A 12,251-nucleotide genomic window follows, 5' to 3' on the forward strand; every position below is an offset into this window, starting at 1 on the left:
ATTAAGGAGGAAAAAATGACATCTCATACAAAATTACCGAGTGGCAATTATCAAGTTATTAGCCGCTATATAGATCCTATGACTGGGGAACGAAAAAAAGCAACACTTGTGTATAAAAATAACACTGCAAAGGACAGAGAAGTTGCTGAGCAGGAATTACTAAAAAAGATTCAAAGAATAATTAAAAAGAAAAGTTTTTTGAATGACTATAAGATTGAATCTTTTGGTGAGCTTACTGAAGCATGGCTAGCATCTTGGCAAGCGACAGTTTCTACGACTACTTTTAAGCGAGAAAAATTGGTTCTCTCACGAATTATGGAAAATATTCATAAAGATACGCCAATTCAGAAAATGACACCATTATATATTGAACAACTATTAACAAAATATCAACTCAATCATGAAGCTTCTTATGCTACAATGAGGCATATTAAAAGCACGTTAAACAAAGTTTTTAAATATGCAGTGAAACAAGGTTCTTTAGTAACTTCACCTATGACATTTGTTGAGATTACAATGACTCGTGAAAAAAGAATGGCACCAATGGTTAGAAGAGCAAAAAAATATCTTGAGTCACATGAATTAAGAGCTTTTTTAACTGAGCTTTATGAGCATCACAGTGAAATTTATTATTATCTCACTCTATTTTTAATTTATTCTGGTGTTCGAATTGGTGAAGCGAGCACACTTACAGAAAGGGATATCTTCTTCGATAAAAATAGTGTAAGCATTACGAAATGCCTTGTTCAAGAGGCTGGACAGTTTAGATACACAGCTCCAAAATCACTTCATGCAATTCGAACCATTTTATTGCCACCGGTAGCTATGGATGCAATCAAAAATGCGCTACAGATTAGTAAGGAATTGGATGAAGAAAATTTGAAACATCCTGGTAAGAAGTTTGTCGCATCTGACGCTGTCTTTCGAACACGATTTGGTTCCCCGATTTCGTCGCATTCTTTTGGTAAAATCGTTCGTCAAGTACAAAGTCAATTAGTTATGAACGGAAAAGAGAAGTACGGATTTAATTGGATGAAACAGGCGACACCTTCTAGTTTTAGATTTTCGATTATTTCATATTTGAAAGATGTAAAAGAAATTGATGCAAATTCTTTACAATATTTTGCTGGACACGCAGATATTCGGACCACTTTGGGGATTTATGCTCAAGAAACTAATAGTGGAAAAGAAACTATCTTAAACGAAATGATTCGCTGGGATGAGGGTGGAAATGAAATGAATTTTCGCTTAAACTAATGAGTAGACTTTGAAAAGAAAATCGTTCAAATTAGAAAAGCCACTGTAGGATTTTGTCCCATGAGTGTCCCATAACATAAAAACGTTCCATGTTGAAAACATATGAAAGCTTATAAAATAAGGAGAAAAACCAATAATGAGTAATGAAGTAACAATACAATGGTTTCCCGGCCACATGGCCAAAGCACGGCGGGAAGTCTCTGAAAAATTAAAATATGTGGATATTGTCTTTGAGCTGGTGGATGCCCGGCTACCTTTATCTTCAAGAAATCCGATGTTGGACCAAATTATTCAGCAAAAGCCGCGGTTAGTCTTGTTAAATAAAGCAGATTTAGCGGACCCTAAACAGACTCAGCTGTGGGTTCAGTATTTTAAAAATCAAGGTGCCAAGGCCTTAGCAATTAATGCTCAGGATAATCAAGGGACTAAAAAAATTATTCCGACTGCTAAAGAAGCCTTGGCGGAAAAAATTGCTAGAGATAAAGCGCGGGGACTAAAGCCTCGGGCGATTCGAGCGATGGTCATTGGTATTCCAAATGTTGGCAAGTCCACGCTGATGAATCGTCTAGTTGGAAAAAAAATTGCCGTGACAGGGAACAAGCCTGGTGTCACGAAGGGTCAGCAATGGCTGCGGATGGGTGCTGATTTAGAATTATTAGACACACCGGGAATTTTATGGCCGAAGTTTGAAGATGTTGAGATTGGTAAAAAATTGGCTTTAACAGGTGCCATTAAAGACCAATTGATTCATCTGGATGATATGGCCCTTTATGGCTTGGAATTTTTTAGCCGGTTTTATCCTGAACGCTTGCAGGAGCGCTATAGTTTTTCAGAAGAAGAAATCTTTTTGGCACCAGTTGAACAGCTCATGCTAATTACCAAAAAAAGAGGCTTTCGTGATGATTTTGAACGGGGCAGTGAGATGATTGTCCATGAGATTCGCGGGGGCAAATTAGGCGGCTATACGTTGGATCGCTACGAAGAATTTGGTGAAGCAAATGACTGAGAAGCCAACCTCTATTGCAGAAATAAAAAAACAATTAGCTGAGATTTCTGATGTAAAGGACAGTCGCATCCAACTTTGGCAAAATGATTCCCGCAAGGGCGTTCAAACAGCCCTTAACCAATGGCAAAATCGCTTGGCAAAAAAAGCTCAGCTTATTGAAAATTATCAAAAAATGCAGGAGTTTGAAAAGCTGGCTTACCTCAAGGGCTACAAGTATATTGCCGGGATTGATGAAGTCGGTCGTGGTCCTTTAGCTGGCCCGGTGGTGAGTGCGGCAGTCATTTTGAAATCAGATGCCAATTTAGTTGGCATCAATGATTCCAAACAGCTTTCCCAGCAAAAGAGAGCGGCTCTTTTATTAGAAATAAAAAAACAAGCGGTCGCAATCGGTGTCGGTATCATTGAGGCGGAGGTAATCGATCAGGTCAATATTTATGAAGCGACGAAGCTGGCGATGCAGGCGGCGATTGATCAGTTAGAACCGCAGCCTGATTTTTTATTAATCGATGCCATGAAGCTTGCCAATAATCTTCCCCAAGAAAATTTGATAAAAGGGGATGCCCGCTCGATTTCGATTGCAGCGGCAAGTATTGTTGCCAAGGAAACACGGGATCAAATGATGCAGGAGTTTGCGGAAGTTTACCCCGGCTACGGCTTTGAAAAAAATGCCGGCTATGGCACGAAGGAACACTTAGCTGGTTTAGAAAAATTCGGTATCACGGCAATTCACCGCCGCAGTTTTGCGCCTATTAAGGATATGTAAGATGAAAGAATCTTTTTTCTGCGAATACTATTGAAAGTATTTCAGAAAAGAGGTTTTTTTATGTTAAAGGAATTAAAAAAATTAGTGTTACAGTTGGTTTATTGCAGAGGAATTGGTAATCTTGGTCGGCTTAAGGTCCTGCGTTTTTGTCTAGCAAATGAGACGACCCAGCTGAGTTTGTATGAGATTCAGCGGATTGCTCGGATTGAGAAGTATCGTTTGGATTTTTACGATTCTTGGCCCAAAGCGCAAATTATGGCGGAAAAGAATCAGCGACCTTTTTTTACCATTTTGGATGAAGAGTATCCTTTATTTTTGCAGGAAATTTATAATCCGCCAAGCTTGCTTTTTTATCAAGGCAATTTGGATTTTTTGAAAACGCCGGCTCTGGCAATTGTCGGTACACGGGATGCCTCTGAGCAGGCTGGCAAAGTTGTCCAGCAGGTATTGCCGGAATTGATTGAACATAATTTTACAATTGTCAGCGGCTTAGCTAAAGGTGTCGATAGTCTAGCCCATAAACTGACGGTAACCAAACAGGGGCGAACGATTGCGGTCGTCGGCTGCGGTTTGGATCGAACCTATCCCAAGGAAAATTATTATTTGCAAAAGAAATTAGCGGAGGAACATCTAATTTTATCTGAATACCCTGATGGCACTCAGCCGCTACGGTATCATTTTCCAATGCGCAATCGAATTATTGCAGGATTAACCGTGGGGACTTGCGTTGTCGAAGCTAGACAACGCAGCGGTTCGCTGATTACGGCACAGATGGCGTTAGACTTTGGCCGGGAAGTTTTTGCATTTCCGGGAGCCTGCGATAATCCTCGGGCCACTGGTTGTTTGCAGCTACTTCAAGAAGGCGCAAAATGTGTGATTTCGACGCAAGATATTTTGGATGAGCTGACACCGTATTTGTAAAAAAATCCCAAAAATAGTTTAAAAAAGAAGCTGTATTTTTCTTCAGCAAATTTTCTCTCCTTGACAAATGTTTTTTCAATCGCTATCATAGGCTACGATTTGTAACATGTCTTCCAAGTGCTCTATATAATAGAAGAAAAAGAAAAGAGGTAGCCCAATATATGGCTTATAAATACTTAGTTATCGTGGAATCACCAGCTAAGGCAAAAACAATTGAAAAATATTTGGGGAAAAATTATAAGGTTGTGGCCAGTGTCGGACACGTCCGAGATTTACCAAAAAGTAAAATGGGAGTCGATTTTGAAAATAATTTTGAACCCCATTATATTTCGATTCGTGGTAAAGGTGACGTTATCAAAGGCTTGAAGTCGGCAGCTAAAAAAGCTGAAAAAGTTTATCTCGCAAGTGACCCGGATAGAGAAGGGGAAGCCATTGCTTGGCATTTGGCTTTTCTATTAGGTCTTGATTTAAAGGATAAAAATCGGGTAGTCTTTAATGAAATTACTAAAGATGCCGTTAAAGCAGCTTTTAAAGAACCACGAGCGATTGACTTAGACTTAGTGGATGCCCAACAAGCTCGCCGAGTTTTAGACCGAATCGTTGGCTATTCAATTAGTCCAATTTTATGGCGCAAGGTCAAAAAAGGCCTGAGTGCTGGCCGGGTGCAATCGATTGCCTTAAAGATGATTATTGACCGGGAACAGGAAATTCGTGATTTCATTCCAGAAGAATACTGGAGTGTCGATGGTAATTTTCAAAAATTAAAGAAAAAATTTAAAGCAAACTTCTGGGGCATGGACGGCAAAAAGAAAAAATTGCCGAATGCCGAGAGTGTTAAAGAAGTTACACAGCGGATTACCGGCAAAGACTTTGATGTTACCAAAGTTGAAAAGAAAGAACGTAAACGCAATCCAGCGTTGCCTTTTACTACCAGTAGCCTGCAACAAGAAGCAGCCCGCAAGCTAAATTTTAGGACTCGCAAGACTATGATGGTGGCTCAACAGCTGTATGAAGGAATTAAAATTGGTCGGACCTCTGTCGGATTAATCACCTATATGCGGACGGACTCGACACGGATTGCTGACAGTGCGAAGGAAGAAGCAGCAGAGTTTATCGAAACGACCTACGGCAAAGAATTTTCAGCCCATGGCCAACGGAAAACTAAAAACGCACAGGGGGCTCAAGATGCCCATGAAGCGATTCGTCCTTCAAGCACCCTGCGGACACCGCAGGAAATGGAAAAATATTTAGACAAAGATCAGATGAAACTCTATTCTTTGATTTGGTCTCGCTTTGTTGCTAGCCAAATGACGCCGGCGATTTTAGACACGATGAAGGTGACTCTTAATCAAAATGATGTCATTTTTATCGCTAATGGGTCTAAAGTGAAATTCCAAGGCTTTATGAAGGTGTATATCGAAGGTCGTGATGATGGTAAGGAGGAAAAGGATAATATCTTGCCAGATTTAGCCGAAGGAGATATTGTTCAATCTGTAGACATTGAACCGAAACAACATTTTACCCAGCCGCCTGCTCGTTTCAGTGAAGCGACGCTCATCAGAACGTTGGAGGAAAATGGTGTCGGCCGTCCGTCAACTTATGCACCAACTTTAGATACCATTCAACGTCGCTATTATGTGAAGCTCACGCAAAAACGTTTTGAGCCTTCTGAGCTAGGGGAGATTGTCAATTCATTAATCGTCGAATTTTTCCCAAATATTGTCGATGTTCACTTTACGGCTTCGATGGAATCTGATTTGGATAGCGTCGAAGAAGGCAAGGAAGAATGGGTCAAAGTTATCGACCGCTTCTACGGACCTTTTGAAAAAGAACTGACAACAGCGGAAGAAAAAATTGAAAAAATTCAAATTAAAGATGAGCCTGCTGGCTTTGACTGTGATGTTTGCGGACATCCAATGGTGATTAAACTCGGTCGTTACGGCAAGTTTTACGCCTGCAGTAACTTTCCAGATTGCCGCAACACCAAGCCGATTATTAAAGAAATCGGTGTGACCTGTCCTGTCTGTCTTGAAGGCCAGGTTGTCGAACGCAAATCGAAAAAAAATCGTTTGTTCTACGGTTGTACCCGTTATCCTGATTGTGATTTCACCTCTTGGGATAAACCAGTTGGCCGGGATTGTCCAAAGTGTGGCAAGTACCTTGTAGAGAAAAAAGTTAAGGGCGGCAAACAAGTCGTCTGTATCAACGGGGACTACGAAGAAGACGTGCAAAAATAAATATAAGTTAAAATTGGTGCATTTCACAAATTGTTTCGATATGATACAATCAGTGAACATGTACCAATTTTATTTTTTTAAAGTGAGGGAAAAAGATGTATCCATCTGTAAATGTTATCGGAGCGGGTCTGGCCGGCAGTGAGGCTGCTTGGCAAATTGCCGAAAGTGGTGTACCCGTCCATTTAATTGAAATGCGTCCGGTGAAGCAAACACCGGCTCACCAAACTGAAAATTTCGCAGAATTAGTCTGCTCAAATTCTTTGCGGGGCAATAGCTTGGCCAATGCGGTCGGCGTCTTAAAAGAAGAAATGCGCCGGTTAAATTCAGTGGTCATTACGTCAGCCGATGCCACAGCGGTCCCCGCTGGTGGTGCGTTAGCGGTGGACCGAGATACTTTTTCTGAAATGATTACCAACCGGGTGAAAAATCATCCGCTCGTAACGGTGGTCAATGAAGAAATAACTGAGATTCCAGAAGGGATTACCGTTATTGCGACAGGTCCGTTGACTTCTGAAGGATTGAGCCAAGCAATTAAAGAGTTTAACGGCTCAGATGGCTTTTATTTTTACGATGCTGCTGCTCCAATCATTGATAAAAATACGATTGATATGGACAAGGTGTATCTGAAATCCCGCTACGACAAAGGGGAGGCTGCTTATCTAAACTGTCCAATGACCGAAGAAGAGTTTAAAGCCTTCCATGAAGCCTTGGTGGCAGCTGAGGTTGTGCCACTGCGAGAATTTGAAAAAGAAAAATATTTTGAAGGCTGCATGCCCATTGAAGTGATGGCAGAGCGGGGCTTTAAAACGATGCTCTTTGGTCCGATGAAACCCGTTGGCTTAGAAGATCCGAAGACCGGCAAACGACCATACGCTGTCATTCAATTGCGCCAAGACAACGCAGCTGCGTCTTTATACAATATTGTCGGTTTTCAAACCCATTTGAAATGGGGAGAACAAAAACGAGTTTTTCAAATGATTCCTGGTTTAGAAAATGCCGAATTTGTCCGCTATGGTGTGATGCATCGCAATAGCTTTATGAATTCACCAGAGCTATTAAAGCCAACCTATCAGTCAGTCAAGCGGGATGATTTATTTTTTGCCGGACAAATGACAGGTGTGGAGGGCTATGTGGAGAGTGCTGCCAGTGGTTTATTGGCTGGGACTAATGCGGCTCGTCTCGCAAAAGGTTTGGCGCCGATTGAAATGCCGCAGGAATCCGCTATCGGTTCCATGGCCTATTACATTACTCATGCAGCTGGTAAACATTTCCAACCGATGAATGCCAACTTTGGTTTGTTCCCTGAGTTACCTGAAAGAATTCGCGATAAAAAAGAACGCTATGCGGCCTTAGCTGAGCGAGCTTTAAATGCAGTAGCAGATATGACGACAGCAGCTGAATAAGCAAGTTTGAAAAAAGTATTTAAGAAAAGCAGAGGGATTGTATGCCAAAGACAACTTTTTTTAATTTATCAAAGGAAAAACAAGAGCGGATTTTTAAAGCGGCAGTCGGTGTCTTTTCAAATACACCGTTGCGGGAGGCGAAGGTTTCTGAAATTATTAAACAAGCTGATATTTCCCGTGGCGCTTTTTATAAATATTTTGAAAACGTCGATGACTTATTTCAGTGGACCTATCAGCAGATTAAAGTCGATGCCCATAACTTAATTTTCACGGCGCTTGAAAACACCAAGGGTGATTTGTTTTTGGCGCTGGAAATGTTTTTCTTAGATTTTTTAAAAAGTGTCGACAGCTCCCATTACCAAGGCTATTTCAAAGTTATGATGCTCAATGGCGAAGTTGAACTAGATCAACAGGTCTTGGCAACGCCGCCAAATGGAGAAACCCAAGAAGTTGGCATTCAAAAACAATTTTTCACCTTGATTAATACCCGGGATTTAAAGCTGACAAATGGTCGGGAATACCAAGAGCTAGTCAATTTTATTATGGATATTATGCATCAGCTGATCAAACAGCATCTGATTATGCATCAACCGTCAGAAAAAACCAAGGCGCAATTTCGCCAGCGACTTTTATGGATTGAAAATGGTGTGAAAAAATAAACGACTTAATATTTTTCGAAAGAGTTTTCCAGTTTCTTAACAGGAAGACTCTTTTTTTGAATTGCATAAATCGTAAAAATATTTAGAATTGTTTTATATGAGAGTTTAATTCTGACAATTAAATTGTTTTCTAATATGGCTTGTGGTAGAGTTTAATTTAACGAAGGGAAGGATTGCGGTGACTGAAAAAAATTGGCCTTCAGAATTTTATCGGTATTTGCTCTTTGAACGGGGCTATTCTGAGAAAACACAACAGGCTTATCAAGAAGATGTAGAAGATTTTTTAGAATTCTTGCGCTTGTCTGGTGATGAAGAGTATCTAAAAATTGACCATCTAGATGTCAGGGCTTACTTGGCGTTATTGGCGGAAAAAAAATACAGTCGAAATTCCCTGAGCCGTAAGATTGCCAGTCTACGTTCTTTTTATCAATTTTTATTGAAGCAGCAGGTCTTAGAAGAAAATCCCTTTTCTTATGTGCATCTAAAACGTGGCAGTATTCGGTTGCCCCGCTTTTTCTACGAAGATGAGATGACGGCGCTTTTTGAAAGTGTCCAAGGGGAGAAGTCGCTGGATTTACGCAACCGAGCGCTTTTAGAGGTGCTTTATGGTTCAGGTCTGCGGCTAAGTGAAGCGGCTGATTTGGAAATGAAAGCTTTAGACTTTGATAATGAGGTCATGCTGATTCACGGAAAAGGGAACAAAGAACGTTATGTTCCGCTAGGTTCCTTTGCGGCAGATGCCCTCCAGGATTATTTTACTAATGGGCGTGAGCCGTTGATGAAAAAATATGGTCAAGAGCACAGCAAAGTCTTTATTAATCATCGAGGTGAGGCGATTACCCCGACTGGGATTGAATATGTTTTAAATCAAGTCATCAAAAAAAGCAGTTTAAACAGTGACATCCATCCTCATATGTTGCGGCATACCTTTGCCACTCATTTATTAAACAATGGCGCAGATATGCGGACTGTGCAGGAACTATTGGGTCATGCCAATCTGTCGACAACACAAATATACGCTCATGTAACTAAGGAGAGTCTGCAAAAAAATTATCGCAACTTTCATCCTCGAGCCTGATGCATTATTTGAACAGGCGCTTTATACTAACTATTCTAAGATTTAAGTTCCTATTACTTCATTTTGAGTTCATCTGTTGGACTTATGTTAAAAGGAATCTAAATTTTAGCAATCTTTTGAAATTTAGCTAAATGCGATAAAGGAGATAGAACTATGACAGAATCACAATTTCATTCAACAACAATTTGTGCCGTTGAATTAAACGGCAAATTTGCCATGGCGGGTGACGGCCAAGTAACAATGGGGGAATCTGTTGTTATGAAGGGCACCGCTCGCAAGGTTCGGCGGATTTATAATGGCGAAGTGGTAGTCGGCTTTGCCGGCAGTGTGGCCGATGCCTTTACCTTAGAAGAAAAATTTGAAGCGAAGTTAAACGAATACAACGGCAATTTGCAACGGGCGGCCGTTGAATTAGCGCAGGAATGGCGGACGCAACAATCAATGCAAAAACTTGAAGCCATGCTGATTGTTATGAACAAAGAAGAAATGCTACTTGTTTCTGGTACAGGTGAAGTGATTACTCCAGACGATGGCATTTTAGCAATTGGTTCTGGCGGCAATTTTGCTTTGTCCGCCGCTAGAGCGATGAAACGTTATACAAAACAAGAAATGACGGCCGCTGAAATTGCCAAAAATGCGCTGGAAATCGCCGCAGATATTTGTATTTTCACCAACCATAATATTATTGTCGAAGAAATTAAGTGAGGTTAAATCATGACTGAATTAAATAAAACACCAAGACAGATTGTCACAGAACTAGATGAATATATTGTCGGCCAACATGAGGCCAAAAAAGCAGTTGCGGTTGCCTTGCGCAATCGTTATCGCCGGTTACAATTGGATGAGCAGATGCAAGAGGACATCACCCCAAAAAATATGCTGATGATTGGGCCAACCGGTGTTGGGAAAACGGAAATTGCCCGCCGTTTAGCCACAATTGTCGATGCGCCGTTTATCAAAGTGGAAGCGACTAAATTTACCGAAGTCGGCTATGTCGGCCGTGACGTTGAGTCAATGGTCCGGGATTTAGTGGAGAATGCTATCCAAATTGTTGAAAAGCAACAGTATTCCGGTGTCTATAGCCAAGCGCTAAAAAGAGCTAACAATCGCTTGGTCAAAGTGTTAGTCCCCGGCTTGAAAAAAGAGCAAAAACAAAGCAATAACCAATTTGATCAGATGATGCAGATGTTTAACGCCGCACAAAAGCCAGAAGAACAAGAAGAAGTCACTGATGAAATCCGCGTAAATCGCAAAACTGTCTTAGAGCAATTGGAAAGAGGACAGCTGGATGAGCGGGAAGTCACCATTGAAGTCGATGAGGTTAAAAAATCTGCGCCGATGATGAATAACGGACTTGAGCAGATGGGGATTGATTTAAATGAGACGCTAGGTGCATTGTCGCCAAAGAAAAAGATCGAACGGACAGTTACAGTTAAAGAGGCCCAAGAATTACTCGTCAAAGAAGAATCCTCCAAAATTGTCAATGATGCGGACATTCACAGTGCCGCAATTAAGCTCGCTGAGTCAAACGGAATTATTTTCATTGATGAAATGGATAAAATCACCTCTAAATCGCAACAATCCGGTGAAGTTTCTCGAGAAGGCGTACAGCGGGATATTTTGCCGATTGTTGAAGGTTCCCAAGTTAACACCAAATACGGAGCCATTCAAACGGACCATATTTTATTTATCGCTTCTGGGGCCTTCCATCTATCCAAACCAAGCGATTTAATTCCAGAATTACAAGGACGGTTTCCAATCCGCGTTGAGCTGGATGATTTATCAGCAGAGGATTTTGTTAAAATTTTGACGGAACCAAATAATGCGTTGGTGAAACAATATATCGCTTTAATTGGGACGGAAAATGTGACGGTTACTTTCACCAAAGAAGCTATTGAACGGATTGCGCAAATCGCCTTTGATGTCAATCGGGATACTGACAATATCGGCGCTCGCCGCTTACACACGATTTTAGAAAAATTATTAGAAGATTTACTTTTTGAAGCACCAGATATGCAAATGGGAGAAATTACAATTACAGAGGCTTATGTCAACGAAAAACTAGACAGTATTGCCACCAATGAAGACCTAAGCCGCTTTATCTTATAATTTAAAAAATGGGAGGAAACACAATGAACTTATTGGAGAAAACTCGGGAGATTAATCAATTACTGCAACAAAAAAATTCTTTTGATCTAAACACGGAACTGCCCTATGATAAAATGGCCTTAATTCTGGGGGATGTCTTGGATAGCAATGCTTATATCATCAGTAAAGAGGGAGCTTTGCTGGGCTACAATGAACGGCATGACGTGAATAACGATCGAGTGAAATCCATGTTCGTTGAAAAACAGTTTCCCAAAAATTATACAGATCGCGTGGATCTTTTAGACAAAACAGAAGCTAACATTCCAATCGACAGTGCAATGACTGCCTTTCCTGTGGAATTGCGCAGTGACTTTCCCAACGGTTTAACCACCGTTGTGCCTATCTTTGGAGCAGGAGAACGTTTAGGCACGATTATTTTGTCCCGCATGGAAAAGAAATTTGATAACGATGATTTGGTATTAGCAGAATACAGTGCCACAGTGGTGGGGATGCAGGTCTTGTATCAAAAATCCCGCAGCATTGAAGATGAAGTTCGCAGTGCAACAGCGGTGCAAATGGCCGTCAATACTTTATCTTATAGTGAATTAAAAGCTGTGCAGGCCATTTTTAAAGCACTAGATGGCGACGAGGGCCGTCTGACTGCTTCAAACATTGCAGACGAAATCGGGATTACCCGTTCGGTGATTGTCAACGCACTCCGTAAACTAGAGTCGGCTGGCATTATTGAATCCCGTTCTTTAGGGATGAAGGGGACTTATTTAAAGGTTTTAAATTCTCGCTTCAAAGAAGAATTAGCTAAGCACGACTACTAAAACAAA

At 41.0% G+C, this 12,251-nt stretch carries 11 protein-coding genes; all 11 read left to right on the forward strand.

The features are described 5' to 3' along the window. The first annotated feature begins 15 nt into the window (after positions 1–15). Positions 16–1,257: a tyrosine-type recombinase/integrase gene (locus ORH16_RS05775; RefSeq protein ID WP_265457055.1), complete on the forward strand. Its 1,242-nt coding sequence runs from the start codon at positions 16–18 to the stop codon at positions 1,255–1,257. Positions 1,258–1,393: 136 nt separating this feature from the next. Further along, positions 1,394–2,263 (forward strand): ribosome biogenesis GTPase YlqF, encoded by an 870-nt coding sequence (ylqF, locus tag ORH16_RS05780; RefSeq protein WP_265457056.1) that lies wholly within the window; start codon positions 1,394–1,396, stop codon positions 2,261–2,263. Further along, positions 2,256–3,026 (forward strand): ribonuclease HII, encoded by a 771-nt coding sequence (locus ORH16_RS05785; RefSeq protein ID WP_265457057.1) that lies wholly within the window; start codon positions 2,256–2,258, stop codon positions 3,024–3,026. Before ylqF ends, ORH16_RS05785 begins: the two co-directional genes overlap by 8 nt. Positions 3,027–3,086: 60 nt before the next feature. Further along, on the forward strand, positions 3,087–3,947 hold the full coding sequence (gene dprA / locus ORH16_RS05790) for a DNA-processing protein DprA (RefSeq protein WP_265457058.1): 861 nt from the start codon (positions 3,087–3,089) through the stop codon (positions 3,945–3,947). A gap of 161 nt (positions 3,948–4,108) precedes the next feature. Then, positions 4,109–6,184 carry a type I DNA topoisomerase gene (gene topA, locus ORH16_RS05795; RefSeq protein ID WP_265457059.1) on the forward strand — a complete coding sequence of 692 codons (2,076 nt, stop codon included), beginning with the start codon at positions 4,109–4,111 and terminating at the stop codon, positions 6,182–6,184. A 95-nt stretch (positions 6,185–6,279) separates the two neighbouring features. Further along, positions 6,280–7,587: an FADH(2)-oxidizing methylenetetrahydrofolate--tRNA-(uracil(54)-C(5))-methyltransferase TrmFO gene (gene trmFO, locus ORH16_RS05800; protein ID WP_265457060.1), complete on the forward strand. Its 1,308-nt coding sequence runs from the start codon at positions 6,280–6,282 to the stop codon at positions 7,585–7,587. Between the two features lie 41 nt (positions 7,588–7,628). After that, on the forward strand, positions 7,629–8,246 hold the full coding sequence (locus ORH16_RS05805; protein WP_265457061.1) for a TetR family transcriptional regulator: 618 nt from the start codon (positions 7,629–7,631) through the stop codon (positions 8,244–8,246). 178 nt (positions 8,247–8,424) lie between these two features. After that, a complete protein-coding gene (gene xerC, locus ORH16_RS05810; protein WP_265457062.1) occupies positions 8,425–9,324 on the forward strand; it encodes a tyrosine recombinase XerC in 900 nt (299 codons plus the stop codon). Between the two features lie 153 nt (positions 9,325–9,477). Next, a complete protein-coding gene (gene hslV / locus ORH16_RS05815) occupies positions 9,478–10,029 on the forward strand; it encodes an ATP-dependent protease subunit HslV (RefSeq protein ID WP_265457063.1) in 552 nt (183 codons plus the stop codon). Between the two features lie 9 nt (positions 10,030–10,038). After that, a complete protein-coding gene (hslU, locus tag ORH16_RS05820; RefSeq protein WP_265457064.1) occupies positions 10,039–11,433 on the forward strand; it encodes an ATP-dependent protease ATPase subunit HslU in 1,395 nt (464 codons plus the stop codon). A 23-nt stretch (positions 11,434–11,456) separates the two neighbouring features. Further along, complete coding sequence (codY, locus tag ORH16_RS05825; RefSeq protein ID WP_265457066.1) at positions 11,457–12,245, forward strand: GTP-sensing pleiotropic transcriptional regulator CodY; 789 nt, start codon at positions 11,457–11,459, stop codon at positions 12,243–12,245. Positions 12,246–12,251: the final 6 nt, after the last annotated feature.

Origin of the sequence: Enterococcus sp. HY326 (assembly GCF_026157065.1) — a bacterium.
GTDB lineage: Bacteria > Bacillota > Bacilli > Lactobacillales > Enterococcaceae > HY326.

Bases quoted from the DNA above. Each gene is read 5' to 3' on its own strand.
- ORH16_RS05775 (WP_265457055.1), top strand. From the start codon at position 16: ATGACATCTCATACAAAATTACCGAGTGGCAATTATCAAGTTATTAGC.
- ylqF (WP_265457056.1), top strand. From the start codon at position 1,394: ATGAGTAATGAAGTAACAATACAATGGTTTCCCGGCCACATGGCCAAA.
- ORH16_RS05785 (WP_265457057.1), top strand. From the start codon at position 2,256: ATGACTGAGAAGCCAACCTCTATTGCAGAAATAAAAAAACAATTAGCT.
- dprA (WP_265457058.1), top strand. From the start codon at position 3,087: ATGTTAAAGGAATTAAAAAAATTAGTGTTACAGTTGGTTTATTGCAGA.
- topA (WP_265457059.1), top strand. From the start codon at position 4,109: ATGGCTTATAAATACTTAGTTATCGTGGAATCACCAGCTAAGGCAAAA.
- trmFO (WP_265457060.1), top strand. From the start codon at position 6,280: ATGTATCCATCTGTAAATGTTATCGGAGCGGGTCTGGCCGGCAGTGAG.
- ORH16_RS05805 (WP_265457061.1), top strand. From the start codon at position 7,629: ATGCCAAAGACAACTTTTTTTAATTTATCAAAGGAAAAACAAGAGCGG.
- hslV (WP_265457063.1), top strand. From the start codon at position 9,478: ATGACAGAATCACAATTTCATTCAACAACAATTTGTGCCGTTGAATTA.
- hslU (WP_265457064.1), top strand. From the start codon at position 10,039: ATGACTGAATTAAATAAAACACCAAGACAGATTGTCACAGAACTAGAT.
- codY (WP_265457066.1), top strand. From the start codon at position 11,457: ATGAACTTATTGGAGAAAACTCGGGAGATTAATCAATTACTGCAACAA.